The organism is Steroidobacter flavus (assembly GCF_042651805.1).
Lineage (GTDB): Bacteria > Pseudomonadota > Gammaproteobacteria > Steroidobacterales > Steroidobacteraceae > Steroidobacter > Steroidobacter flavus.
The window spans coordinates 2,115,916-2,139,891 of record NZ_JBHSDU010000015.1; the positions used below are offsets into that span (position 1 = coordinate 2,115,916).

Sequence of the window (23,976 nt, forward strand, 5' to 3'; positions counted from 1 at the left end):
ATTTAGGCGTCAGCGGCGGCCCCTGACGAATCCAGGGCCGCCGCTTGTCTCACCGGCCCGAGCGTGAATAACGCAATCGCACTCGCCGCCATCAGCGCCGCCGTCAACACCAGGAACAGCGAATAACTGTGATAACGGTCAAAGACCGCGCCGGCTGCTAACGGACCAAACGCAGTCCCTCCAGCAAGCGCCATCTGCAAGACGCCATATAGCGCGCCGAAGTTCTTGAGACCGAAGTGCTTGGCCGCGAGATAGGCGATCACATCCACCTCTGAACCGAGCGTGAGCCCGAAGATCGCAGCCGCAACTGCCTGACTCACCGGATTCGCGCCATCGGTCAGCAACAAAACACAAGCCACGATGGGGATCAGAAACGCCATCGCGCCGACGATATGCCCCGGATATCTGTCGAGCAGAAACCCAGTGCCCAGTCTGCCTACAATAGAGAAAATCCCAACCAGCGAGGCAATGCCCGCGGCGGAAAGAGGCGTCGCGCCGCTATCGGTCAGGATGGGCACGAAGTGCACCGCCACGCCGATCACCGTGAATGAAAACAAGCCCGCCGCCATCAGCAACTTATAAAGCGCCGCCGATCTCAGCCCCTCCGCGAAGCTGACGCCCGTCAATACAACCGGCGCAGCAGCTGCCTGTTCCTTCCGTCCCTGATCGTGAGCCCCACGAAACAAGAAGAACAGAATAGGAAACACCAGCACCACCCAGATGCCGCCCATTGCCGCATATGCCGTGCGCCAACCGTAATTACCGATCAGCCAGGTCGCGAGAATGGGATAAAGCGTAGCGGCCAGCGACGCACCGGACAGTGTGATCGCAAACGCCAGGCCACGAGAAGCTTCGAAGCGGCTGGCGACGGCGCTCGTCCACACCGTCGCTTGCACGAAGAAGGTGCCGATCGCGATCACACCCCACAGCGCCAACCAATTCGCCGGCGTGCCCGTCGCCGTGCTGGCACACGCAAGGGCCGCGCTCATCGCAACGACGCCGATCAAGCCAACGCGCCGCGGCCCGATGCGATCCACCAGCATGCCAACCGGAATACATCCGATGGCACTGATCAAAGCAGCAACAGTCAGCCCAACAGAAATCTGTGCGCGAGACCAACCGAACTCATGTTGTAACGGCCCGATGAACGCGCCGAGCGAGTAAACGTGCAGAACCGAAGTCGCATACCCGAGCGCAGCGGCCAGCGGCAGGAATCCGAAGCGGCGCCATTCAGCGGCCGCGCTCTTGTGCGTATCCAACGAACCCCCAGACTCAGGCGAACGCTTCCTCGCCTTCCAACTTGGTCCGATGTAACAAACGGCCGGACGCAGGATCGTACGGCGTCGCCCGGTGCATCGTGCCGGTGTTGTCCCAGATCACCAGGTCGCCCACCGACCACGTATGCCGATAAACGAACTGCGGCTGCGTCGCCCAATCGCGCAGCTGTACCAGCAGCTCGGCGCTCTTCTTGAAATCCATGTCGACGACGTGACGGGCCGTGGCGCCGATCACCAGCGATTTGCGGCCCGAGCGATGCGTCCACACCAGCGGCAGCTCGCGATCGCCGATGCGCATCATGTTGCGCAGGAGATCGATGCGCGGCTCCGGATCGTAATAGAACAACGTGTTCCAGGCCGAGTGCATCACGTGGAGTTTATCGATCTGCTGCTTGACTTCGTGCGACAAATCTTCGTAAGCGGCGTAAGTGTTGCAGAACTCAGTATCGCCGCCGCCCGTCGATGGCAGCACCCGCATCGACAACAGCGACGCGAGAATCGGCACGGCGTTCATCGTGCCGTCGATGTGCCAGTACAGCGAGCCTTTGAGATAGTCCGCCTGATCGTTGACCTTGGTATCCAGCGTGACTTTATAAACTTTGTCGCCGCGCATTTCGGGGGCGAACGTGCCGAGCGTCTGCGTGAACGCGACCTGTTCCTCGTCGCTGAAGTTGACCTTCGGGAAGACCAGCACGCCGCGCAGCTCGAGCAGCTCGCGAATTTTGGCCGCGTGCTCGCCGCTGAGCAGGGTCTTCTTGTCGGCCCGGATTTCGGTCGCGATCCGCGGCGAGAGGTCTCTGGTCTGCAATGTCATCGCAAGGGTCTCCGATCAGCCCGTACCGATATCGGCCCGATAACCGTTTATAGGCACAAAATACGCCAGTCCGCCTATTAATAAGAGAGGACGGGGCGGCGGTCTCGACGCCGGGCGACGCCGATTTGTCGTGGGCCGTCGAGACCCCGGCGGCGGCGGGCTCCAAGAATCGGCGCCGGTTCGCTCGAGGAGGTGACGATGTCTGTAACGCGCCCCCGGCCGCTGGTTCTGGGCGCCGTCGCTACCGATCCGAAGGTCGTCACTGTCTGGGATGCATTCCAGCGTTATTTCATTCAACGCGGCCTGCCCTTCGAGTACGTGCTGTATTCCAACTACGAACAGCAGGTCCGAAATCATTTCGACGGGCAATGTCACGTCGCGCTGAACTCGCCGCTGGCGTGGATCGAAGTCGAACGGTTGGCCGTCGCGCACGGTCGCAAGGCCTCGGCGATTGCCATGCGCGACTCCGATCGGGATCTTCACAGCGTGATCGTGTCCCGACGCGATAGTGACATCGCCGGGATCGCCGATCTCAAAGGCCGACGTGTCGCAGTCGGTGCCAAGGATTCGCCGCAGGCAACCCTCGTTCCGCTCGATCTGATCGCGCAAGCCGGACTCGCGCCCGGCACAGACTTCGAGGTGATCTATCTCAACGCCTGCCTGGGCAAACACTGCGCTGAGGTCGACGATGCATGCGAAACATTGATGAGCGGCAAGGTGGACGCCTGCTGCCTGCTCGACGCTCATTACTCGCTATTCGAGCAGGAAACTCAGATCGTAGCCACGACCGAGCCCTTCGATAACTACAACCTCACCGTGCTCGACGGCGCCCCTCAACTGCAGATCGAGCGTTTCGTCGCATTGCTGTTGGCGATGTCACCTACCGACCCACAAGCTCGAGCGCTGCTCGACATGGCAGATGTGAAGCAGTGGCTGCCCGGAAGGCTGTCGGGCTACGTGGCGCTTCATCGCGCCGTCGATCGCTTCGGGCCCGTTAGCCGAACGTTTCGTTGAACAGGTGAGTCATTGCCGCCCAGGCGCGGGCCTCGGCATTCTTGTTGTATGCGAACTGCGGCGAGCCCCGCGAATCTGCGGCGGGCTCGGTGAAGCTGTGCACGGCGTTCCCCAAATAGAGGAACTGCCAATCAAGCTGCTCGCGTCGCATCTCGGCCATGAACGCCTCGATCGAGTCCTTGCTGACAAGCGGATCTTCCGAGCCGTGACAGATGAGCACTTTAGAACGCATGCGGCCGGCGTCCTCCGGCAAGCCGACGTTCAATCCTGAGTGAAACGTGGCGATGGCGCCGACGCTGGCGCCAGTACGCGCCAGCTCCAAGCAAGTCGTGCCGCCAAAACAGAATCCGATCGCGCCGATCCGACTGCGATCGACGAGCGGCTGCGCGATCAAGGCATCGAATGCAGCCGTGGCGATGGAGCGCCATTCGGCGCGGTTCGCATACAAACCTTGCAGGGCCGGCCGTAGACTGGAAAGGTCTTTGTGCACGAAGCCTTCGCCATGCAGGTCGGCGGCAAGCACGACGTAACCTGCCTGGGCGAGACGATTCGCCCGCTCGCGGGCGTGATCGCCTAGGCCGAAAGCTTCGGGGAACACGATGACGCCGGGCCGCTTGTCCGCTCGCGTGTCATCCCACGCGAGGTAGCCCAGAAAGTTTGTTTTGCCGCTACTGTAGGCGAGCTGCTGCGTCTTCACGGAGCCACTGTCTCCAAACCGCTCATCGAAGTCCAGCCGCCATCGTTGATGAAGGCCGAGCCGGTGGCGAACGAGGAATCGTCGCTGGCCAGGAACAGCGCCATCTTAGCCATTTCCAGCGGCGTCGCCATCCGACCCAGCACGCCCATCTTGTCGACGACCGGCAGCTTGGCCTTGCGTGCGTCCATCTCCGCTTTCACTTTCTCGCCCATGGGCGTCTTGGTCGCTCCAGGACACAGCGCGTTCACACGGATGTTGTAACGACCAAGTTCGACGGCGGCGACCTTCGTCATCATCACAACCCCAGCCTTCGCCCCGCAGTAGCCCACCGTATTGCAAACGAAGAATGCGGCAATCGAAGCCGTATTGACGATGGAGCCGCCGCCCGCTTCGATCATGTGAGGCACGACGTACTTCATCATCAACCACGGGCCTTTGAGGTTCACGGCCACCGTGCGATCGAACTCATCCTCGGTGACGTGGATCAGCGGCTTCTTGCCTTCCGTGTCGATGCCCGCGTTGTTGTACAGAATATTCGGCGGCCCGAGCTCGTCGACGGTCCGTGAGACGATGCGCTTCACATCTTCGGTGCGCGTGATGTCGGCACCAATGGCAATCGCCGTTCCCCCGTTCGCGCGAATCTGGTCCACCGTGGGTTGAGCGGCGCTTTCCTTGAGATCGATCACCGCGATCTTCGCGCCTTCCTGTGCGAACAGAATGGCCGCGGCCTGGCCCATGCCGCCCGCCGCGCCGGTGATGATCGCCACTTTGTTGGCAAGCTTCATTGGCAGACTCCCCCGAGAACGGTTGGTTACATCGGCGCGACGTCGATGGTCGGCCGGATCAGCAGTTGCGATACGTTGGCCCGGCGTGGCAGCGAGAGCACGAAGACAATGGCATCCGCGACATCTTCCGGCTTCATCGCGCCGTCCTTGGAAACATGCGCCTGCATGGCCTTGCGATAGTTGGGATCGCTGATCGAATCCGCGACTTCGGTGCTGGTCGCGCCCGGCTCGACGATGCACACGCGGATGCCGTACTTGCCCACTTCCTGCCGCATCCCTTCGGTCATGCCGGTAAGACCGAACTTACTCGTTGAGTAAGGCCCGAACGGCGCAGCCGCGCGACGGCCCGCGGTCGAAGAAATATTGATGATGTCGCCGCCGCCCTGTGCCCGCATCGGGCCGATCGCGGCCGTGCACGTGTACAACGTCGCCAGCAAATTGACTTCGAGTACGCGACGCCATTCGTCCGTGTTCGCGTTCTCAACGCCACCGGCCTGGATGATGCCCGCCGAGTTGACCAGGATGTCGAGCCGTCCGAAGGCATTCACCGTCTGCTCGACGATGTTTCTTGCGAACGCCTCATCGACAACATCGCCCGGCAGCGCGAGAGCCTTTCCGCCAGCGGCCTGAATTCGTTTTACGAGATCGTCGAGACGGTCAGCGCGTCGAGCTGCGACAGCGACAGTTGCCCCAGCCGCAGCGAGCGCCAGCGCCGCGCCTTCACCGATGCCCGATGACGCACCGGTCACGAGAGCGACACGCCCTGCAAGAGTTCCAGCCATGGCCTGAACGACCTCCCCAACAGGATTGGTCTTTTCATGGTACGCAGGAAAGCAAGGCCACACGATGGCCTCTCACGACAGCGGGTGCTGCGCCTCGCGACACAGGGGCCTGTTAAGCGGCCGCGACTCTTCCGGCAGGACTTTGTAACAACGCTTTGAGATCGAACGTCGGGTCAGCCGCTTGTCCTGGCGTCAGCGCCGCTCGCTCCGCCAGCAATCGGCGGGCAAGCATGTGATCCGCCGGCTTGTTGAGGGTCTCGACGCAGGCGAGCTTGCCGTCACGGAACAGGAACACCGAGCACTTCGATGAGTTCAGATCGCCACGAACGACCTCCTCACAACCGCCGCTCGGCAGACCGGCCATTTGCAACTTGAGGTTGCCCTGAGTGCTCCAGAACCACGGGACTGCTTCGTAGGCAGCAGGTTGCCCCATGATCCGCGAGGCAACGCATCGAGCTTGATCAGAAGCGTTCTGCACGGATTCCAGACGCACTCGCGCGCCATTGGAATATCGATTCGGATAGGCGGCGACGTCGCCGATCGCACTGATGTGAGGATCGTTGGTTTGCAGGAACTCGTCGACGACGATGCCGTTCTCGACGGTCAAGTTGCAGGTCGCGGCCAATTCAACATTCGGAATGACGCCGATGCCGACCAGCACAAGGTCCGCAGGCAACACCTGACCATCGACGGTCTCCACCGCAGTCACGTGCCGCTCGCCCAGCAATCGCATCACCTGAGAGTTGAACATCAGCCGTACGCCGCTCTTCTCGTGCTCGCGCGTGAATACAGCGGACATTGTTTTTGAGAGCGCGCGAGCCATCGGTCGATCGGCCACATCCAGCACGGTGACGATAGCGTCAAACTTCGTGGCCGTTGCCGCGAACTCCAGACCGATGAAGCCGGCACCGATAACGACGATGTTTCTCGCCGTGACCATTTGCTCGCGTAAGACATTCGCCTCATCGAGCGTCCGGAGCAGGAAGACATTGCCCAGCTCGGCACCCGGAATCGGCAACGGACGATTGCGCGCACCGGTCGCAAGGACCAAGTGGTCGTACTCGATCACGGACTCGTCCTCGAGCCCCACCATGCGCCGCGTACGGTCGATCGCGACCGCACGTTTGCCGGCAATCAGCTCGATGTGATGCTGAGCGAAGTATCCCTGCGGACGGAGCGCAAGGTCGGCAGTCTCGCCGAGCAAATAAGCCTTCGACAAGGGCGGCCGCGAATACGGAAGGTGCGGCTCATCGCCAATCAGCACCACGCGACCTTCGTAGTGCAGCTCGCGAAGCGAGACTGCGACCTGAAGCCCGGCCTGCCCCGAGCCGATGATTGCAACCGACGGCTGCGCCATGGCTCAGCTCGAGTAGCGACCGCCATTCACATTCAAGGTATGGCCGGTGATGTAGTCCGCATCATCGGTCGCGAGAAACACAATCGCAGCGGCCATGTTCTCAGGGCGGCCCGGGCGACCCATGGGCGAGCGCGCAGCGACGGCGTCGACACTCACGCCGAGACCAGCGACACCTTCATTCCGAAGCATCGGCGTGTCGACGAAGCCCGGCGGCACGTTGTTGACGGTGATGCCAGTCGCGGCGAGCTCCTGCGCCAGCGACTTCGTAAAACCAATCACGCCGCCCTTCGACGCGGCATACGCCGTCATGCGAGCCGAGCCCGTCTGAGCGCTCGACGAAGAAACATTGATGATGCGGCCCCACTTCGCCGCCAGCATGTCCGGCAGCACGGCCTGCGTGCAGACCAGCATGCTCTTGAGATTGATCAGCATGACCCGGTCCCACTGCTCTTCGGTCGTTTCCATGAACGGCTGGAACAACGTGATGCCTGCGTTGTTCACCAATACGCTCACCTGACCGATCTTCGCGTGAAACTGTTCGACGGCCGCATCCACACTCTTGCGATTCGACACGTCGACGCGGCTTCCGATCGCTTTCACGCCGGATGCCTGCAACTCAGCGGCAGAACGTTGCGCGCCCTCCTCGTTGAGGTCCCAGATGGCGACGTTCGCGCCTTCGCGTGCAAACCGCTGCGCCGTGGCCAACCCGATGCCCGACGCCGCCCCCGTTACGATCACATTCCTTCCAGCCAGTGGCATTGTTCTCGCCTCGTTGAATCAGGAGTTGGAAGACGCACGGCGCGTCTTCGTAGCAACCGCCCGCAACTCGGGAGCGGCTTTCGCTCCCTTGGTCACGCGGGCGTCCAGTTCCGCGTACATTTCCGGACGGAGCGTTCCGTGCAGACACAGCCGCAAGATCTCTCGCGAAAATCGTGCTGACATTTCCTGCCGCTCATTCGCCGTGCGCGCATGCGCACGGGCCCACACCGGCCAGATGAAAGAGCCGGCCAGGATCAGCACCGACAGCACCTCGACGTCGATGTCGGGCTGCGCGAATTTGGTCGCGGCGAACTGCTCGAATTTCGATTCGTAGGTCCGCCAGAATGTATCGTTCGCCGGCCGGCGCGAGCTCAGCACTTCGAATAGCCACACGCCGCCCAGCTCCGGATTCTCCATCGCGAACTGAGCGAGCTGAGTATTCACCGACTCGATATTGATATTCTCGGCGGGGACCGTGCTCGCGACGTCCGGATCGCCGAACACCGCGCGATGCAGCTTTTCGCTGACCCACGCCGCGGTCGCTTCGATCAACTGCTCGCGTGTCTGAAAATGTTGATAGGCCGTGCCGCGATTCACCTTCGCGCGCTGTGCCACTCGTGCGACGCTCAGCCCTTCCTTGCCATCCTGCGCCAACACCTCGCGCGCCGCGTCCAGGATCGCTTCACGCGTGCGCTCGGGATCGCGCTTCTTAGCCAGGCGCTTGTCTGCCATTTGTTCGGACGCTCTTATGGTTTGGCAATCAGTCCTCGGGCGCCAGCGTGACTCGCAGGCCCTCGAGCTCGTCCTTCCATTTGATCTGACACGACAGGCGCGAGTTCGGCTGACGATGCATCGAGCTGTCCAGCAACTCGTTCTCCTCCTCGACGGCCTCGGGGAGCTTGTCCACGAACGCCGCATCGACCCAGACGTGACAGGTCGCGCAGGAGCGGCTGCCGCCGCACAGTGCCAGCAGATCGGGCACATCGTGATCGCGCATCAGCTCCATGACGGACGCGCCGGGTCGAGTCTGCTCGATCTCTATCTCGTCCCCCGCTCGGGTCACCACGGTCAGCTTTGGCATCGTTCAAAGCTATCGAGAGCCATGCCGATAGTCAACAGCATTGTTGACTAACGTCAATCCGGCGGCGACACTGGCCGACGGAACATAAACGACATACAGCGGGGGATGCGGATGTCGGAAGCCGTCGAATCGATGCAGGCAGTTCGCAACGAAGCCACGGCCTATCCGCCACGCAGTGTGGGCTGGTACGCGGTGTTCGTGCTTGCCCTGCTTTATCTGGTCTCCATCCTCGATCGTTTCATCATCACGCTGCTGGTCGATCCCATCAAACGCGACCTCGGGATCAGCGACGTGCAGTTCGGCATGCTGCACGGCCTGGCGTTCGCGCTCACGTTCAGTCTGTTCGGCCTGATTCTCGGCACGCTCGCCGATCGCTTCAGTCGGCGCTGGGTGATATTCGCCGGTGTCGCCGTGTGGTCGCTGGCCACTGCGATGTGTGGACTGGCACAGCGGTTCTGGCATTTGCTGGTCGCTCGGGTCGGCGTGGGTGTCGGCGAGGCGGCGCTCAATCCCTGTGCCACATCGATGATCACCGACCTGTTCCCACGCGAACGACTGACGACAGCAATGGCGATCTACGGCCTGGGCGCGACGTTGGGCTCGGGATGCGCTTATTTCTTCGGCGGCGTGATTGTCGATCTGGTCGCGCGGACCGACACCATTGTCGTGCCCGTGCTTGGAACCATGCGGTCGTGGCAGGCGGTGTTCCTGATCGTGGGATTGCCTGGATTGTTGCTGGCCTTCCTCATTTTCACATTGCCGGAACCTGCGCGTCGGGGACTGCTGAATACGGACCGGCGCCGCTCGTGGACCCAGTCATATGCGGATCTGTTGAAGTTCATTGGTCAGAAGAAACGTTTCTTCCTGTGCCATTACACCGCATTCGCCTTTGCCTCCGCGGTGGTGGCTGGCTGCGGCACCTGGTATCCGGCGCACATGGGCCGCACGTTCGCCTGGGGACCGAGCCAGATCGGCCTGGCGCTCGGCATTACGCTCACGACGGCTGGCATCGCGTCTCAGGTCATTGGCGGCCGGGCCATCGATGCAATGTTCCGTCGCGGTATTCGCGACGCTCAGCTTCGTTGGTACGCGGGCTGCCTGTTGGTAGCGACGCCCGCTGGCATCATCGCGAACACCAGCACCAGTCCTTGGATTTTTCTGGCCTGCCTCTGTCTATTCCTGACGGCGGTCTCGTCGCTGCCGACCTGCGCATCCACTGCGCTGAACCTTGTGACACCTAACGAGCTCCGCGGCACGGGTATCGCATTCTTCTCCGGCACGGCCGGATTGTTGGGCGGCGCCTCCGGTCCGATGTTGATCGCACTGTTCGCCGAACTGTTCTACGCCAACGCTGGTGGCCGAGGCATCGGCTTCGGCATGGCGACGCTGGTTGCGATCTGCTGCCCGATCGGCGCCCTGTTCCTGGCGCTGGGCTTTCGCGCCATGCGCGAAGCAGTCACCGACGCCGAGCGCTGGGCGAACTGACCGCCGCTATTTCATCGTCGGCATCGAGAACTCGGCGGCGTGCTGCACGTCTCGCGGCCAACGCTGCGTGACTGCCTTCAAGCGCGTATAGAAGCGCACGCCTTCACGACCGTAGATGTGATGATCGCCGAACAGCGAGCTGCGCCAGCCGCCGAAGCTATGGAACGCCATCGGCACCGGCAGCGGCACATTCACACCGACCATGCCGACTTCGATGGCTGATGTGAACGCACGAGCCGCGCTGCCGCTGCGAGTGAAGATTGCCGTACCGTTCGCGTAGGTGTGCGCGTTGATCAAGTCGATTGCTGCGTCCAGATCGGGGACGCGCACCACGCCCAGCACCGGCCCGAAGATTTCTTCCTGGTAAATGCGCATCTGCGGCTTCACGCCGTCGAACAGCGAGCCGCCCAGGAAAAATCCTTTGTTACTGAGGCCACCGCGACCGTCGACGACCAGGCTCGCCCCTTCCCCGACACCCGACTCGATGTAGCTGCACACCTTCGATCGATGCTCGCCCGTAATCAACGGGCCCATGTCGGCGTTGAGATCGGAATAGCCGCCGATGCGAAGCGCCTTCACTTTCGGCTCGAGCTTCGTGATCAAGCGATCGGCGGTGTCATCGCCGACGGCCACTGCGATGGAAATGGCCATGCAACGCTCACCGGCCGATCCGAAAGCCGCGCCCATCAAGGCATTCACCGCGTCATCGAGATCCGCGTCCGGCATGATCACCGCATGATTCTTCGCACCGCCGAGTGCCTGCACCCGCTTGCCGTGCTTCGTGCCTTCCAGATGCACATGACGCGCGACCGGCGTCGAGCCCACGAAGCTGACGGCAGCCACGCCAGGATGACTGAGCAGCCCATCGACAATCTCACGATCGCCGTGAATCACATTGAACACACCCGCCGGCAAGCCGGCCTCGTGCAGAATGCGAGCGATCAGAACCGACGCCGACGGATCCCGCTCGGACGGCTTTAGAATGAACGCGTTTCCGCACGCCAGCGCGATAGGAAACATCCACAACGGCACCATGGCCGGGAAATTGAACGGCGTAATGCCGGCCACGACGCCGAGCGGCTGACGGATGCTGAACGCATCGACGCCGGTGCCGACACTTTCGTTGTGCTCACCCTTGAGCAGATCGGGAATACCACAGGCGAACTCGACCACTTCCAGACCGCGAACAATCTCGCCCCGCGCATCGGCCAGCGTCTTGCCGTGCTCGCGTGAAATGGCTTCTGCCAGCTCGTCGCTGGCGCGTTCGAGCAGATCGCGGAAACGGAACATGACTCGAGCACGTCGCAGCGGCGGTGTCGCGGCCCAGGCGGGATAGGCCGCGCGAGCCGTGCGCACACACGCATCGAGCTCTTCCAACGATGCAAACGGAACGCGAGCTGTCACCTCGCCCGTGCTCGGATCGAATACGTCACCGGCCCGCGTCTGCTCGCCCGGCACCGCTTTGCCTCCGACCCAATGAGTGATCCAGGAAGCAGGCGTAGCAGAGCGAGGCGATGCAGACATGATGCGAGTTCCAACGATGAATGTTTCAGGCGAACTGATACGTGCCGAGCCAATCGGCCATGAAGCGCACAAAGCGAGCGGCATCGGCGCCATTGATGACACGGTGGTCATAGCTGAGCGACAGCGGCAGCATCTGTTTCAGCACCGGATTGCCGCCCGCATCGGGCACGAAGCGCTCCTGCGTACGACAGATGCCGAGAATCGCCACTTCCGGCGCATTGATGATCGGCGTGAAGCCCGTGCCGCCGATATGCCCCAGGGATGACAAGGTGAAACATCCGCCCGCCATCTCGGCGATTGACAACCCCTTGGTCCGTGCCTTCTCCGAGATCTGCACGATCTCGCGGGCGATCTCACCGACGCTCTTTTGATCGCAGTTGCGAAGCACCGGCACCAGCAACCCGCTCGGCACGTCGACCGCGATGCCGATGTTGAAATAGCTCTTCGTGAACACCGTCGCGCCGTCCGCGCTCAAAGAACAATTGAACTTCGGATGCGCCTGCAGCGCTGCCACGCTGGCTTTGATCAGCACCGGCAGCAACGTGCGCTTATCGTCCGGATGCGCGGCATTCCACGCCTTCCGGCGGCGCTCGAACTCGGTCACATCGGCGTCGTCGTGATGGGCGACGTGCGGGATGGACACCCAATTGCGGTGCATCGCCCGTCCCACGAACCCCTGGATCTTGCCGACCGGCTGCGCCTCGACCGGACCATACTTGGAGAAATCATCGACGGGCCATGGCAACATGGCCCCAGCTGCGGTACTCATTCGCTACATAACCTTCCAGAATACGGGCAGAGAGTTGCCCATAGCCTTATTGATCGGCATACGCTCGGTTCCAGCCCTGGCCATGAGCGCATCGATGAAGGTCTGCAGGTTGTCGAGCTCGATTTCGTACAGACAGAAGTATTTGAAGTTGTGCGGCGTCGGCATGATTTGCTGATCCGCCAGCGCCAGGCGGCGTGCCCCGAGCACGCCAGGCAGGGCGAGCACGTCATTGAGGTGCTGATTCGAGTACCAGTCGTTGTACTCCTGCTCGAGGCCTTCGGCAGGATTACTCTGGACTGCGAAAATATAGCGCCCCATCGACGACCTCCCGGCTCAGATGATTTCCGCGATCAGCTCACCGACCGGATAGACCTGCCCGGTCTTCGCATGCACCTTGAGCTTACCCGCGGCGGGCGCAGTCACTTCCTGAACGGCCTTATCGAGCTCGAGCGTGTACAGCGGCGCGCCGTTCTCCACTTGCGCGCCATCGGTCACCAGCCACTCGACCAACGTGCCTTCCTGCATCGAGAAACCGATCTGCGGAATTCTGACTTCCACGCTCATCGTGCCGACCTCGCATCCAACGTCTGGCGAATGGCGGCTTCCATCGCCGTGCGCTTGTAAAGAAATTCTTGTTCCAGAACTTTGGTGAACGGCACGGGCACGTCGCGCGAGGCTACTCGCAGCACCGGCGCTTTCAGATCGCTGAACAGATGCTCTTGAATGCGCGCGGCCACTTCCGCTCCGACGCCGAAGCTGCGCGGCGCTTCGTGAGCGATGACCGCACGGCGTGTCTTGGCGACCGACTTCAGCACCGTTTCAGTGTCGAGCGGCGACACGGTGCGCAGATCGACGATCTCCACGGATATGCCTTCTTTGGCGAGATTGTCCGCGATGACCTTCGCATCCTGGATCGGGCGACCGTAGCTGATCAGAGAAACATCCTTACCTTCGCGCAGGATGTTTGCCTTGCCCAGCGGCAGCCGATAATTCGGCGGCGGCGCCGGCCCCTGCAGCGTGCGGGTCATACCATCTTCGATGAACAGACACGGGTCATCGTCGAAGATGCAACCCGCCATCAGCCCGATGGCATCGGCGGGCGACGAAGGCACGACAACCTTCATGCCGGCCACGTGCGCGAACCAAGCTTCGAGCATGTCGGAATGCTGACCGGCCGTTCCGGCACCTGCGCCAGTGCGCGTACGAATAGTCAGCGGCACCGAGGTCTGTCCCCCGGACATGAAGCGCAACTTCGCCGCGTGATTCACGATCTGATCCATCGCGACCGTGACAAAGTTCATCAACATGATCTCGGCGATCGGACGCATGCCCGCGAGCGCGGCACCGACTGCGGCGCCCATGATGGCTTCCTCGGAAATCGGCGTCGTGCGGACGCGATGCTTGCCGAAGCGAGTCGACAGGCCCTTGGTGACTTTGAAAACGCCGCCGCCTTCGTCGTCGCCGATGTCCTCGCCGAGCATGATGACGCTCTCGTCCAGCGCCATCGATTCTTCCAGCGCGATTCGGTAGGCGTCCGTGAACGTGATGTTCTTTGGCGCGTCAGTGACCGCACTCATGCGTGTGCTCCGCTTGCATAGATATCGACATCGATTTCGCTCACGTCCGGCGGCGCGCTGTCCAGCGCGAACTGGAGTGCGTCGTCGATCTCCGCATTGATCCGCGTGGCCAGCGTTTCGAGATCTGCTTCGGTCGCGGCCCCGGATTTCAGAACCGCGGCGCGGGCGATCGGCATCGGATCGCGCGCCAGCGCGGCAGCATATTCTTCCTTCGGAATGTAGGCGCCGGGGTCGCCGAAGTAGTGACCCATGAAACGGAAGGTCTTCGCTTCGAGCAACGTCGGACCGTCGCCGCTGCGTGCACGCTCGACCGCTTCGCGCATGGCTTCGTGCATGGCATTGGCGTCGTTGCCGTCGACCGTGACGCCGCGCATGTCGTAACTGGCGGCGCGGTCGGCGATGTTTGCAACGGCGGTGGCTTTCTCGTACTTGGTGCATTCACCATAGCCGTTGTTCTGGCAGAGGAAGATCACGGGCAGCTTCCAGAGCGAAGCCATGTTGAGAGATTCGTGGAACGCGCCGATGTTCGATGCGCCGTCACCGAAAGTAACCACGGTCACGCGACCGTCTTTCTTCAGCTGTGAGGCGAGCGCGAGTCCATTCGCGATCGGGAGACCCGCGCCGACGACGCCGGTCGTCACCATGATGCCGGCGGTTGGATACGTGATGTGCATCGGGCCACCTTTGCCTTTGCACGTGCCCGTTGCCTTGCCGTAATACTCAGCGAACAGTTGACGCAGCGGGATGCCCTTCGCGACTTGATCGTGCATGCCGCGATAGGTGGTCACGAGATAATCGGTGGGCTTCAAATTCACGCCCATGCAGGCGGCAAGAATTTCCTGACCGCGCGGCGAATAGAAGACGGCGGCCATGCGACCGGACATCAACAGCCCGCGCACCTTCTCGTCGATGAGCTGAATTTTGAGCGCCGTTCGAAATACATCGAGCAGCGTTTTGGGCGGAAGCGAGCGTGTCGCGCTCATGGGCGCTCTCCAGATGGGGACCGCGAGTCTTCGAACATTTCACCGCACTCGGGATTGTTATTCAACACCAGTGTTCATTAGCGCCCGAGGCGATACAAGATGTCTTGACGGAGGGCGACATGGGGATGACTGCGGCTGAGAGTTCGCGTTGTCAGGTCGTGGTCTGCGACGCCTGTCGGGGGGAGGTCCTCCCCCCGACAGGCGTCGCCGAAACGTCAGTGATGCGCGACGCGCACGAAGAAAGGACTGCGGCTCGCTCACAGCGCCGCTTGTTCTTCCCGTGCAAAACCGGATTTATTCTTACGCCGGCGAGTAATCCAGCGTATGCGAGTTCGCGCGACTAAGCGCCGCCGACGCTGCGCAATCTCACGGACTTCTTCTCTTCGTCCGCGCAGCGAGACAGCGCGAGGTTGCGCGCGACGATATCGAGCATGGCTTCCAAACGTTCGAGGTCCGCGTCGCTCAAGCCGACGAACGTCTGGTCCTCATGCACCTTCGCGACTTCGTTCAGGCGCCCCAGCAACGGAGTTGCCTTGTCTGTGAGATGCACACAGTGCGCGCGTCGATCCTTGGGATGTTCGCGTCGTTCCAGATAGCCATCCGCGCACAGCCGATCGATCAACTGCCCCGCCGTAACTTCCGTAATCTCCAACATCGAAGCAATCGTGCGCTGTGTGGCGCCCGGGCTGCGGGCCACCGCGACGATGACGCTCCATTTGCCGCGAGTCAGACCGTCGCCTTCGACGAACTGATCGAACCGCTGCCGCATCTGGCGGGCGATGACGGTCATCTTCACGGCGACGGCTCGTTTCCGGCTCTCGGGTGCGTTCAAGGTCGCTCCGGCGGATCCAAAGAGAGCTTCGGGATTGGGTTGCTCGGGCGCGCGGTCTTTTCGAGAGGGCATCGGTGCGTTCGCTCAGACGCGTTCAATGATGATGGCCGGCGCCATGCCGCCCGCCGCGCACATTGTAACAAGCGCGCGTTTCGCGTCGCGACGCTCCAGTTCATCGAGCACCGTGCCGATGAGCACGGCGCCGGTCGCTCCGATCGGATGACCGAGCGCAATCGCTCCACCGTTGGCATTCACCTTCTCGCGATCCAACTTCAGATCGCGAATGAACTTCTCGACCACGACAGCGAATGCTTCATTCACTTCCCACAGATCGATGTCGTTCACAGTCAGCCCCGCTCGCGCCAGCACTTTCTTCGCCGCAGGCACCGGCCCGTTGAGCATCAACGTCGGGTCATCGCCAATGTTCGCGGTCGCCACGACACGGGCGCGAGGTTTCAAACCATGCTTGCGGGCATACGTGTCAGACGCGAGCAGCAAACCCGCCGCGCCATCCACAACGCCTGACGAACTGCCCGCGTGATGGAAATGGTCGATCTTGAGATCGGGATAGCGGCGGTTGATGAGTTGACGGAACGTCACCCCGCCTTCCAACGGAAAATCGGCGATCTGCGTGAAGCTCGGCTTCAGCGCGGCGAGATCCTGCGCAGTCGTCTGCGGGCGAGGATGCTCGTCCTTCGCCAAAATCAATTTGCCCTCATCGTCGACGACCGGAACGATGGAGCGATCGAAACGACCTTCCTTGATGGCGCGGGCGGCGCGCTGCTGACTCTCGAGCGAGAACGCATCGAGCGCTTCGCGACCGATGCCTTCCATCGACGCGATCGCATCGGCGCATACGCCCTGATGAGATTGCGGATGACGCTCCTGCAGACGGGGATTACCGGTGCCAATCCCCAGCGACTTGAATCCCGCCGCCCGCTCTTCTTCGCCGAGCGTCGTGATCAAGGACATCATTTCGGTCCCGCCGGCGACAATCAAATCTTCCATACCTGATTTGATCTGCGCCGCTGCCAGACTGGCCGCGGTCAAACCGCTGCCACAGAAACGATCGAGCGTGACGCCGCTGGCGCGAACGTCATAGCCGGCATCGAGTGCAGCCATGCGACCCATGTCGCCGCCTTGCTTGCCCTTCTGCGCGCTCGTGCCCCAGATGACGTCGTCGACTTCGGCGGTGTTGATGTCGTTGCGCTCTTTGAGCGCCTTGAGCACCACGGCCGCCAGATGCTGAGGATGCATTTTGGACAGCGCGCCCTTGCCCGGCTTGCCGATGCCTCGCGGTGTGCGAACAGCATCGACGATGAATGCTTCGGCCATTGCATCCCCCTCGTTATGAATCAATTGCGGCGGAAGGCTCTCGCGACCTTTCCGCCGCTACTCGAAACGTCAGTGCATCACTTCAGCTTGCGAACTTCCGCCTTCGACAGCGTCGTCGTCAACTTGCCATCGACGACCGACAACGTGGACGCCGGCACCGTCACCATCTTGCCGTCGATGATCACTTGCGCCGAGCCGTCATCGGTCACTCGATACACAGCACCGAGACGCGCGCCGTTCGCGGCGACCAGCATCTTGCCCTCTGTCGCCACCGCTTGTTGTGCGACCGCCGACAAGCTGATGAACGCGCCCATCGCCAAGGCAACCCAGGACTTCCTCACGTGACTTTCTCCGAGTTTGAAAAACCACTAAATGACCTTGGACACCAAGGTAGCTCATACCAAGGTGCCTAATACCTAGGCACCTAATACAAAGCTACCTTAGTACTTTACCAGCCAAAGTCAACGGGAAGTCCTGTGAATCAGTACACAATTCCGGTCGTCGTCACCTCGGTGTTGCCAATCATTTCCTTAGTGAAATCAAACCACTTCGTCGATGCGAACCCAGCGCCGCTCCGTCGAGGAACGGCGCGCGGCTTCCAGAACTCGTTCAACAAACCAAGCCTGTTCGAAGCCCGGATGCGCCGTCCCCTCGCCTTTGATCGCCCGAACCATGCGGTTCATGGACAGCGCCATCGGGAACACGGGCTGCGGATCGGCCTCGGCCACGACTGAAATTTCGGGAGACTCGAGCAGCCGCCGCGGGATCTCGACCGGATCGAGGCGACCGCTCGCGACCGTTCCCGCATGTAACGTCGTGTCGCGACTGGTTGGAAAACTCGGTGCGCTGGCCACAAATCGTCCATTGCTGCCGAACGCTTCGAGGCGCCAGCCCGGCTGAACGGTGGCATTCCACGACACCTGCAACTGCACGACCATGCCGTTCTTCATGCGCAGGAGCAGACACGCGAAATCGTTTGTTTCCGGTTTGATCGTCTTGCCGTCCGGAAACTCCCATTGATCGAGCAGCTGGCCGTCGTGCGCAACCACCTCTTCCACATCACCGAACATGAAAACAAGCATGTTCAGCGCGTGACTGCCGAGGTTGCGCATGGCCGAGACGCCGTGGCCGCTCTGCCAGAACCAGTTATACGGAAACAGCGGATGCGGCTTGTTGAATAGCGACAGATTGAAGAAACAAGTCGCGGCGAAGGGCTTGCCCAACAACCCGTCGTCCATCATTTCCTTCGCCATTCGCGGCGCGGGCAGCCACTGCGAATACGCGTCGGTGATCGCGACTTTGCCGCTGGCACGCCAGGCGTCGAGCAGATCGCGGGCTTGGTCGATGTTCGCGGCAAACGGAATGCCGTTGTAGACATGCTTGCCATTGCGGAGCGCGGATAAAACCATGGCGTACCGGATACTTGGCCGCGTGCCGCAGTCGACGATGTCGATGTCTGGATCGGCGACCATCTTCTGCGCGTCCCAAAAGGCGCGCTCGATTCCGCACTTCCTGGCCGCCGCTTCGGCAGTTTCCTGGCGCGAGGTACACACGGCGGTGACTTCGACACCCGGAATGGCGCGCCACGCCGGCAGGTGCGCGAACGTTCCCCAATTCGCGCTGATGATTCCAACTCGTAACGTCATGTTCGCGAATCCGTTCAGCGAGGCTGCATGCGAATGGCGCCGTCGAGCCGCACGGTCGCGCCATTGATATAGCCGTTGCGAATCATCTCGAGCGCCATGCTCGCGAACTCATCTGAATGACCCAGTCTCGCCGGGAACGGCACCATCGCACCCAGCGCTTCGAGCATCTGCGGAGTCGCGCGCGACATGGCGGGCGTATTGAAAATGCCTGGCTGAATCGTGTTCACACGAATGCCTTCACGCGACAGATCGCGAGCGATGGTCAGCGTCATGCCCACGATTGCGGCCTTCGCGGCTGAATACGCTGCCTGCCCCATCTGCCCTTCGGTGGCTGCGGCGGACGAGGTGTTCACGAGCACGCCGCGCTCACCTTCGATCGGTTCCAGCGTCATCATCCCGGCGGCGGCGCGAGTGATGCAGCGGAAGGTGCCGACGGTATTCAACCGCAACACCCACTCGAATTGCTCGGAAGGAAATATCTTGATCTCGCCAGTCTGCTTGTCCCGGCGCGCAGTCGCGATGGCGTTGCCACCGCCCGCGCAACAGATGAGTGCGCGTTCCTGACCTTGCTCGGCGCGGGCCTTGGCGAAGGCTTCGTCGACGCTGGCGTCGGTAAGCACATCGCAGCGACAGAATATGGCGCCGGTCTCGGCCGCCGCCTTTTCTCCCGTCTCCGGGTTCAGGTCGAAGATGGCGACTTTCGCGCCCGCCGCACGTAAGGCTTTGACAGTAGCCAGTCCCAAGCCGGACGCGCCGCCCGTGACGACGGCCGCCAATGTCGCATCGATCTTCATTTCGTTCCCCCTAGCTGTCGGCTCAAGTTCTACCGAACTGCCGCCGGCTATGCAACACTGCTGTTGATTAGTGCGGGCAATCTCGGGGATGATCCCGGGCAAAGACAGACCGCGTGGGGGACGCTGCATGCAAGTCATGAAAGGGGTGAGAGTTCTGGAGGTGGCGCAGTTCACCTTCGTGCCGGCGGCCGGCGCGGTCCTGGCGGATTGGGGCGCGGACGTCATCAAGGTCGAGCACCCGGTGCGCGGCGACACGCAGCGCGGCTTTCTCAATATGGGCGGCGTATCGCTCGATCCCAATCGCCACACGCTGATGGAACATCCCAATCGGGGCAAGCGCAGCGTCGGCATCGACGTTTCCAAGCCCGAGGGTCAGGCGCTGTTGTATGAGATCGCGAAGACCTCGGATGTGTTCCTGACGAACTATCTGCCGTCCGTGCGGCAGAAACATAAGTTCGACATCGAGCATATTCGCGCGGCAAACCCGAAGATCATCTACGCCCGTGGCAGTGCTTACGGAGACAAAGGCCCTGAGCGCGATGTCGGCGGATTCGACGGCACGGCGTTCTGGTCACGCAGCGGCATCGCTCACTCGATGACGCCCGCAGAGCTCGGCGGACCGCTCACTCAAGGCATTCCAGCATTCGGTGACTCGATCGGCGGCATGTTCATCGCCGGCGGCATTTCCGCTGCCCTCTTCAATCGCGAGCGGACTGGCGAGCCCGCGGAGCTCGATGTTTCTTTGCTGAGCACGGCTTGGTGGGCCTCGGGCGCGCTCGTCTCGCAAGGCATGGAGAAAGGCGTCATCACACGGAATGCCATGCCGACCTCGGGTGGCTCAGCGAAGAATCCGTTGATGGGTAACTTCCGCACCTCGGATGGCGGCACGATCAACCTTTGTATGGTGAGCCCGACCGGGCTGATCCGCGACGCGTTCGAGCACTTCGGCATTCCCGAAGCGGGCGACGATCCCCGCTTTGCCGATGTGCACAAGCTGATCGAGAACTCCAAAGCCGCGAGTGATCTGATCGTGCAGGCCATCGGCAGCAAACCGTTTGCATACTGGCGCCAGCATTTGAAGACCATGAAAGGTCAGTGGGCGCCGATCCAGAGCCTGATCGATCTCGCCACCGACGAGCAGGCGCTGGCGAACGACATGATCGTCGAAGTCGAAGCCACCGAAGGCCCGCCGCTCAAGCTGGTGCGCGGCCCGGTGCAATTCAATCACGCGCCGGTGAAGACCACGCGTGCCCCGCAAGCCTCGGAGCACACCGAAACCTTCTTGATGGAAATCGGCATCGACTGGGACCGCATCGAACAGTTGAAAGCCGTCGGCGCCATCGCCTGAGCCCTGCCTATGAAACCCGGAACCAAATTGAAAAGCGTCGTGTGCGATACCGAAGTCATGGTGGTTCGCGCCGGCGACATATCGATCGACTGCGGCGGCTCGCCGATGGTTGAAGAGCGCCCTGCTGAGCGCCAGGCCGTGAATCCCGCGTTCGCCGAGGGAACCAAGATCGGCAAGCGCTATGTGAACGCGGCCGGCACCGTCGAATTGTTGTGCGTGAAGCAGGGCCAGGGCTCGCTCTCCATCGCCGGCCAGGCTCTGAAAATCAAGGACGCGAAGCCGCTGCCCGCCTCCGACTGAGCCCGCTCGCGATGAATATTTCTCTTATTCTGCAGATGGCCGCCGATGCCGAGCCTGAGCGCATCGGACTGGTTTGCGATGGCCGTCGCTGGTCGTATCAGTCGTTGTGGAAGGCGGCCCACGGCGCCGCGCAGAGCATTTTGAAGAGTGGCGCCTCGCACGTCGCGTTGCTCGATGAGAATAGCGAGGGTGCGGCCATCTCGCTCTTTGGCGCGGCCATCGCGGGCGTGCCGTATGTTCCGCTCAACTATCGACTCGCTGACGCGGATCTCTCGGCACTACTGCAGCGGATTTCACCGGCGTACATCACGGGCGATGTGGAACGAGTCCAACGGCTCAATCCCGATGGTGGGCACACAGCTTTGTCTCGTGCCGATTTCGTTGCTGAGGCTGAGCGGCTGAGCGGCGATGCCGCTGATGAAATCGAGCAAGGCATCGCGATTCAGCTGTTCACGAGCGGCACCACTGCCGCACCGAAGGCCGCGATCCTGCGTCACTCCAATTTGCTCTCGTACATTCTCGGCACGGTTGAGTTCGGATCGGCTTCGGAAGACGAGGCTGCGCTGGTCAGCGTGCCGCCGTATCACATTGCTGGAATCGCAGCGCTGCTGAGCTCGATCTATTCGATGCGACGGATTGTGCTGTTGCCGGCGTTCGATCCCGATGACTGGCTCGTGCTCGCCGCCAATGAGCGCGCCACCAACGCGTTCGTCGTGCCCACCATGCTGTCGAGAATCATCACTCGGATGGACGGCGGCACGCGTGCCGAGCTGTCTTCGTTACAAGCGATTGCGTATGGCGGCGGTCGCATGCCGACTGAGTTGATCGAGCGAGCATTGGAACTGTTTCCTAAGGTCAAGTTCACGAATGCGTACGGTCTCACCGAGACCAGCTCGACGATTGCGCTGCTCGGACCTGAGGAGCATCGGGCTGCGCAACGCGCGACCGATCCAGCGATTCGCGCTCGGTTGGGGTCGGTGGGCAAACCGCTACCGACCGTGGAGATCGAGATCCGCGACGAAGAAGGCCGGCGATTGCCGTCGGGCGAGCGCGGAGAAATTTACGTTCGCGGCGAGCAAGTCTCCGGCGAGTATCGAGAACGCAAGGCGCTCGATGCCGATGGCTGGTTCCCGACGCGTGACGCCGGGTACATGGACGCCGATGGTTATCTCTATCTCTCCGGTCGTGCCGACGACATCATCGTGCGCGGTGGCGAGAACATCTCTCCTGCCGAAATCGAAGATGCGCTGATGACTCACCCGGCCATCGCCGACGCTGCGGCCGTCGCCGTGCCCTCGATCGAATGGGGCGAGACCGTTGGCATCGCCATCGTGCCTCGACCCGGCCAGAAGGCCCCGAGCGACGACGAGCTGCGTACTCTGATCAAGAATCGCCTGCGCTCTTCACGCGTACCGGAGCGGATCGCTGTCATGGACGCGCTGCCCTACAACGAAATGGGCAAGCTGCTTCGACGTGAGGTTCGCGCACTGCTGCGAAACTAACATGGCCGCCATCGCAATCCCGCTCGCCAGCTGTGCCGACGAAGCGATTCGTCGGCTCGCGACTGCGACGGGCTCGGCGGCACTCGCGGATCTGAGCGGCCAGACGCTGCTCGGTGAACGAGCGATGCTGGCGGGCATGCGGATTTCCGGGCGGGTTTCGGCGGGCGGTGGGTGCCGCTTGTTCGATGCGCTCGACGATACGATTGCGCTGAATCTCTCCCGGGTCGCGGATCGGGAGTTGTTGCCGGCGTTGTTCGAGACTGAGCCGTTCGATAGCAGCGACGACGCGACGATTGCAGCGCTTGTGTCGCGATGTCATGCGGAATCGTTGGTGATGCGGGGTCGGTCGATGGGCCTGGCGATCTCGGCGGAGCACGAGACGCGTGCGGCGCCGTCGAACTCTTGTGATCAGCTGGCAGAACGTACTTCTCCGTCGACGCCTCGCGTTCAGCCGGCAACAGGGACTTCTCCATCGACGCCTTGCATTCAGCTGGCACAGCGTGCCCCGTCCGCTCCGTTCATTTCACTGGCGCGCGGTTGTTCAGCTAGCGCCAGCCGACGCGCGCGACCGCGCGTCGTCGATTTCTCCGCGCTTTGGGCAGGGCCGCTGGCCTCGCATCTCTTGTGGCTCGCGGGCGCCGATGTCATCAAAGTCGAAAGTCGCAAGCGGCCGGATGCCATGCGTAACGGCGACTCGCAGTTCTACTCGCTGCTCAATCAGGGCAAGTCCAGTGTCGTCGTCGATCTTTCCGATCACAACGACCGGCAAGCGTTGCGCGCGTTGATCTCTACGGCGGACATCGTCATCGAAGCGTCGCGACCTCGCGCCCTTGCGCAGCTTGGGTTCGATGCGATGGAGATCGTTGCTACGACGCCGGGGTTGGTGTGGATCACGATTACCGGTCATGGCGCGACGAATGAGCCGGCCGGTTGGGTCGGCTTCGGCGACGACTGCAGCGTCGCCGCCGGACTGAGCGCGGCCTTGCGAGTTGCGACGGGGCGAACAGGATTCGTTGGTGATGCGATTGGCGATCCTCTCACAGGAATCTTCGCAGCGGACGCCGCTTGGCGTGCCTGGGAGTCTGGGGTCGGCGGCCGGATTGGAATCGCGCTAAGCGACGTTGTGGCGTATTGCCTCGCGCGCTGTCGCGAACACGAGCCGGAAGTGCTGAGCCAGCAACTGATCGATTGGAACGCGAACGTCGGCGCGCCATTCCCCACCGTCGCGCGCCGAAGCGTCGGCAACGCCAGCTTGTTCGGCGAGCACACGCAGAGCGTGCTCGCGAGGGTGGCGACATGCTGACGCAGCGGCAAA

26 protein-coding genes are annotated in these 23,976 nt (G+C 62.0%); 6 read left to right on the forward strand and 20 right to left on the reverse strand.

The window, feature by feature from the left end:
* Window positions 1-2 precede the first annotated feature (2 nt).
* The gene (locus ACFPN2_RS36145; protein ID WP_380605826.1) at window positions 3-1,259 is read right to left on the reverse strand and encodes an MFS transporter; all 1,257 of its coding nucleotides are present in this window, start codon (window positions 1,257-1,259) and stop codon (window positions 3-5) included.
* 13 nt (window positions 1,260-1,272) lie between these two features.
* Window positions 1,273-2,091, reverse strand: a complete 819-nt coding sequence (locus ACFPN2_RS36150; protein WP_380605828.1) for a TauD/TfdA dioxygenase family protein — start codon at window positions 2,089-2,091, stop codon at window positions 1,273-1,275.
* Window positions 2,092-2,289: 198 nt separating this feature from the next.
* Between ACFPN2_RS36150 and ACFPN2_RS36155 the strand changes: the two genes are divergently transcribed.
* The gene (locus ACFPN2_RS36155) at window positions 2,290-3,105 is read left to right on the forward strand and encodes a phosphate/phosphite/phosphonate ABC transporter substrate-binding protein (protein ID WP_380605830.1); all 816 of its coding nucleotides are present in this window, start codon (window positions 2,290-2,292) and stop codon (window positions 3,103-3,105) included.
* On the opposite strand, the gene ACFPN2_RS36160 is transcribed toward ACFPN2_RS36155, so the two are convergent.
* From ACFPN2_RS36160 to ACFPN2_RS36190, 7 genes are all read right to left on the reverse strand, one after another.
* On the reverse strand, window positions 3,086-3,802 hold the full coding sequence (locus ACFPN2_RS36160; RefSeq protein ID WP_380605831.1) for a dienelactone hydrolase family protein: 717 nt from the start codon (window positions 3,800-3,802) through the stop codon (window positions 3,086-3,088). The genes ACFPN2_RS36155 and ACFPN2_RS36160 overlap by 20 nt on opposite strands.
* Window positions 3,799-4,587 (reverse strand): SDR family NAD(P)-dependent oxidoreductase, encoded by a 789-nt coding sequence (locus ACFPN2_RS36165; RefSeq protein ID WP_380605833.1) that lies wholly within the window; start codon window positions 4,585-4,587, stop codon window positions 3,799-3,801. Before ACFPN2_RS36165 ends, ACFPN2_RS36160 begins: the two co-directional genes overlap by 4 nt.
* Window positions 4,588-4,613: 26 nt before the next feature.
* Window positions 4,614-5,369: an SDR family oxidoreductase gene (locus ACFPN2_RS36170; RefSeq protein WP_380605835.1), complete on the reverse strand. Its 756-nt coding sequence runs from the start codon at window positions 5,367-5,369 to the stop codon at window positions 4,614-4,616.
* Between the two features lie 112 nt (window positions 5,370-5,481).
* Entirely contained in the window at window positions 5,482-6,726 is a 1,245-nt protein-coding gene (locus ACFPN2_RS36175) for an NAD(P)/FAD-dependent oxidoreductase (protein WP_380605836.1), read from the reverse strand.
* A 3-nt stretch (window positions 6,727-6,729) separates the two neighbouring features.
* On the reverse strand, window positions 6,730-7,485 hold the full coding sequence (locus ACFPN2_RS36180) for an SDR family NAD(P)-dependent oxidoreductase (RefSeq protein ID WP_380605838.1): 756 nt from the start codon (window positions 7,483-7,485) through the stop codon (window positions 6,730-6,732).
* Between the two features lie 18 nt (window positions 7,486-7,503).
* Window positions 7,504-8,217: a TetR/AcrR family transcriptional regulator gene (locus ACFPN2_RS36185; protein ID WP_380605840.1), complete on the reverse strand. Its 714-nt coding sequence runs from the start codon at window positions 8,215-8,217 to the stop codon at window positions 7,504-7,506.
* Window positions 8,218-8,245: 28 nt separating this feature from the next.
* A complete protein-coding gene (locus ACFPN2_RS36190; protein ID WP_380605842.1) occupies window positions 8,246-8,566 on the reverse strand; it encodes a 2Fe-2S iron-sulfur cluster-binding protein in 321 nt (106 codons plus the stop codon).
* Window positions 8,567-8,677: 111 nt separating this feature from the next.
* Between ACFPN2_RS36190 and ACFPN2_RS36195 the strand changes: the two genes are divergently transcribed.
* The gene (locus ACFPN2_RS36195) at window positions 8,678-10,051 is read left to right on the forward strand and encodes a spinster family MFS transporter (protein WP_380605844.1); all 1,374 of its coding nucleotides are present in this window, start codon (window positions 8,678-8,680) and stop codon (window positions 10,049-10,051) included.
* Between the two features lie 6 nt (window positions 10,052-10,057).
* Here ACFPN2_RS36195 and ACFPN2_RS36200 read toward each other — a convergent pair whose 3' ends face one another.
* The 11 genes from ACFPN2_RS36200 to ACFPN2_RS36250 form a co-directional block, all read right to left on the reverse strand.
* Window positions 10,058-11,575, reverse strand: a complete 1,518-nt coding sequence (locus ACFPN2_RS36200; protein ID WP_380605846.1) for a CoA-acylating methylmalonate-semialdehyde dehydrogenase — start codon at window positions 11,573-11,575, stop codon at window positions 10,058-10,060.
* Between the two features lie 25 nt (window positions 11,576-11,600).
* Window positions 11,601-12,344 carry a 2-oxo acid dehydrogenase subunit E2 gene (locus tag ACFPN2_RS36205; protein WP_380605848.1) on the reverse strand — a complete coding sequence of 248 codons (744 nt, stop codon included), beginning with the start codon at window positions 12,342-12,344 and terminating at the stop codon, window positions 11,601-11,603.
* A 3-nt stretch (window positions 12,345-12,347) separates the two neighbouring features.
* A complete protein-coding gene (locus ACFPN2_RS36210) occupies window positions 12,348-12,662 on the reverse strand; it encodes a hypothetical protein (protein WP_380605850.1) in 315 nt (104 codons plus the stop codon).
* A 15-nt stretch (window positions 12,663-12,677) separates the two neighbouring features.
* A complete protein-coding gene (locus tag ACFPN2_RS36215; RefSeq protein ID WP_380605852.1) occupies window positions 12,678-12,908 on the reverse strand; it encodes a biotin/lipoyl-containing protein in 231 nt (76 codons plus the stop codon).
* Window positions 12,905-13,921: an alpha-ketoacid dehydrogenase subunit beta gene (locus ACFPN2_RS36220; protein ID WP_380605854.1), complete on the reverse strand. Its 1,017-nt coding sequence runs from the start codon at window positions 13,919-13,921 to the stop codon at window positions 12,905-12,907. Before ACFPN2_RS36220 ends, ACFPN2_RS36215 begins: the two co-directional genes overlap by 4 nt.
* Window positions 13,918-14,904, reverse strand: coding sequence for a thiamine pyrophosphate-dependent dehydrogenase E1 component subunit alpha (locus ACFPN2_RS36225; RefSeq protein ID WP_380605856.1), 987 nt, complete (start codon window positions 14,902-14,904; stop codon window positions 13,918-13,920). The genes ACFPN2_RS36220 and ACFPN2_RS36225 overlap by 4 nt, the downstream gene beginning before the upstream one ends.
* 340 nt (window positions 14,905-15,244) lie before the next feature.
* A complete protein-coding gene (locus ACFPN2_RS36230) occupies window positions 15,245-15,736 on the reverse strand; it encodes a MarR family winged helix-turn-helix transcriptional regulator (protein ID WP_380605858.1) in 492 nt (163 codons plus the stop codon).
* Window positions 15,737-15,820: 84 nt separating this feature from the next.
* The gene (locus ACFPN2_RS36235; RefSeq protein ID WP_380605860.1) at window positions 15,821-17,071 is read right to left on the reverse strand and encodes an acetyl-CoA C-acetyltransferase; all 1,251 of its coding nucleotides are present in this window, start codon (window positions 17,069-17,071) and stop codon (window positions 15,821-15,823) included.
* 77 nt (window positions 17,072-17,148) lie between these two features.
* Window positions 17,149-17,412 carry a hypothetical protein gene (locus ACFPN2_RS36240; RefSeq protein ID WP_380605862.1) on the reverse strand — a complete coding sequence of 88 codons (264 nt, stop codon included), beginning with the start codon at window positions 17,410-17,412 and terminating at the stop codon, window positions 17,149-17,151.
* A 198-nt stretch (window positions 17,413-17,610) separates the two neighbouring features.
* The gene (locus ACFPN2_RS36245; RefSeq protein ID WP_380605864.1) at window positions 17,611-18,717 is read right to left on the reverse strand and encodes a Gfo/Idh/MocA family protein; all 1,107 of its coding nucleotides are present in this window, start codon (window positions 18,715-18,717) and stop codon (window positions 17,611-17,613) included.
* Window positions 18,718-18,731: 14 nt separating this feature from the next.
* The gene (locus tag ACFPN2_RS36250; RefSeq protein WP_380605866.1) at window positions 18,732-19,511 is read right to left on the reverse strand and encodes an SDR family NAD(P)-dependent oxidoreductase; all 780 of its coding nucleotides are present in this window, start codon (window positions 19,509-19,511) and stop codon (window positions 18,732-18,734) included.
* A gap of 136 nt (window positions 19,512-19,647) precedes the next feature.
* On the opposite strand from ACFPN2_RS36250, the gene ACFPN2_RS36255 reads away from it, so the two are divergent.
* Genes ACFPN2_RS36255 through ACFPN2_RS36270 form a run of 4 tightly spaced genes read left to right on the forward strand, consistent with a single transcriptional unit; the run spans window position 19,648 to window position 23,964 of the window.
* On the forward strand, window positions 19,648-20,859 hold the full coding sequence (locus tag ACFPN2_RS36255) for a CaiB/BaiF CoA transferase family protein (RefSeq protein WP_380606753.1): 1,212 nt from the start codon (window positions 19,648-19,650) through the stop codon (window positions 20,857-20,859).
* A 9-nt stretch (window positions 20,860-20,868) separates the two neighbouring features.
* A complete protein-coding gene (locus ACFPN2_RS36260; RefSeq protein ID WP_380605868.1) occupies window positions 20,869-21,159 on the forward strand; it encodes a hypothetical protein in 291 nt (96 codons plus the stop codon).
* An 11-nt stretch (window positions 21,160-21,170) separates the two neighbouring features.
* Window positions 21,171-22,661 carry a class I adenylate-forming enzyme family protein gene (locus tag ACFPN2_RS36265; RefSeq protein WP_380605870.1) on the forward strand — a complete coding sequence of 497 codons (1,491 nt, stop codon included), beginning with the start codon at window positions 21,171-21,173 and terminating at the stop codon, window positions 22,659-22,661.
* Between the two features lies 1 nt (window position 22,662).
* The gene (locus ACFPN2_RS36270; protein ID WP_380605872.1) at window positions 22,663-23,964 is read left to right on the forward strand and encodes a CoA transferase; all 1,302 of its coding nucleotides are present in this window, start codon (window positions 22,663-22,665) and stop codon (window positions 23,962-23,964) included.
* Window positions 23,965-23,976 lie beyond the last annotated feature (12 nt).

Excerpts from the sequence above, each read along its gene's own strand:
- ACFPN2_RS36150 (WP_380605828.1), bottom strand. The coding sequence starts at position 2,091 with ATGACATTGCAGACCAGAGACCTCTCGCCGCGGATCGCGACCGAAATC.
- ACFPN2_RS36155 (WP_380605830.1), top strand. The coding sequence starts at position 2,290 with ATGTCTGTAACGCGCCCCCGGCCGCTGGTTCTGGGCGCCGTCGCTACC.
- ACFPN2_RS36165 (WP_380605833.1), bottom strand. The coding sequence starts at position 4,587 with ATGAAGCTTGCCAACAAAGTGGCGATCATCACCGGCGCGGCGGGCGGC.
- ACFPN2_RS36170 (WP_380605835.1), bottom strand. The coding sequence starts at position 5,369 with ATGGCTGGAACTCTTGCAGGGCGTGTCGCTCTCGTGACCGGTGCGTCA.
- ACFPN2_RS36175 (WP_380605836.1), bottom strand. The coding sequence starts at position 6,726 with ATGGCGCAGCCGTCGGTTGCAATCATCGGCTCGGGGCAGGCCGGGCTT.
- ACFPN2_RS36180 (WP_380605838.1), bottom strand. The coding sequence starts at position 7,485 with ATGCCACTGGCTGGAAGGAATGTGATCGTAACGGGGGCGGCGTCGGGC.
- ACFPN2_RS36185 (WP_380605840.1), bottom strand. The coding sequence starts at position 8,217 with ATGGCAGACAAGCGCCTGGCTAAGAAGCGCGATCCCGAGCGCACGCGT.
- ACFPN2_RS36190 (WP_380605842.1), bottom strand. The coding sequence starts at position 8,566 with ATGCCAAAGCTGACCGTGGTGACCCGAGCGGGGGACGAGATAGAGATC.
- ACFPN2_RS36195 (WP_380605844.1), top strand. The coding sequence starts at position 8,678 with ATGTCGGAAGCCGTCGAATCGATGCAGGCAGTTCGCAACGAAGCCACG.
- ACFPN2_RS36200 (WP_380605846.1), bottom strand. The coding sequence starts at position 11,575 with ATGTCTGCATCGCCTCGCTCTGCTACGCCTGCTTCCTGGATCACTCAT.
- ACFPN2_RS36205 (WP_380605848.1), bottom strand. The coding sequence starts at position 12,344 with ATGAGTACCGCAGCTGGGGCCATGTTGCCATGGCCCGTCGATGATTTC.
- ACFPN2_RS36210 (WP_380605850.1), bottom strand. The coding sequence starts at position 12,662 with ATGGGGCGCTATATTTTCGCAGTCCAGAGTAATCCTGCCGAAGGCCTC.
- ACFPN2_RS36215 (WP_380605852.1), bottom strand. The coding sequence starts at position 12,908 with ATGAGCGTGGAAGTCAGAATTCCGCAGATCGGTTTCTCGATGCAGGAA.
- ACFPN2_RS36220 (WP_380605854.1), bottom strand. The coding sequence starts at position 13,921 with ATGAGTGCGGTCACTGACGCGCCAAAGAACATCACGTTCACGGACGCC.
- ACFPN2_RS36225 (WP_380605856.1), bottom strand. The coding sequence starts at position 14,904 with ATGAGCGCGACACGCTCGCTTCCGCCCAAAACGCTGCTCGATGTATTT.
- ACFPN2_RS36235 (WP_380605860.1), bottom strand. The coding sequence starts at position 17,071 with ATGGCCGAAGCATTCATCGTCGATGCTGTTCGCACACCGCGAGGCATC.
- ACFPN2_RS36245 (WP_380605864.1), bottom strand. The coding sequence starts at position 18,717 with ATGACGTTACGAGTTGGAATCATCAGCGCGAATTGGGGAACGTTCGCG.
- ACFPN2_RS36250 (WP_380605866.1), bottom strand. The coding sequence starts at position 19,511 with ATGAAGATCGATGCGACATTGGCGGCCGTCGTCACGGGCGGCGCGTCC.
- ACFPN2_RS36255 (WP_380606753.1), top strand. The coding sequence starts at position 19,648 with ATGAAAGGGGTGAGAGTTCTGGAGGTGGCGCAGTTCACCTTCGTGCCG.
- ACFPN2_RS36260 (WP_380605868.1), top strand. The coding sequence starts at position 20,869 with ATGAAACCCGGAACCAAATTGAAAAGCGTCGTGTGCGATACCGAAGTC.
- ACFPN2_RS36265 (WP_380605870.1), top strand. The coding sequence starts at position 21,171 with ATGAATATTTCTCTTATTCTGCAGATGGCCGCCGATGCCGAGCCTGAG.
- ACFPN2_RS36270 (WP_380605872.1), top strand. The coding sequence starts at position 22,663 with ATGGCCGCCATCGCAATCCCGCTCGCCAGCTGTGCCGACGAAGCGATT.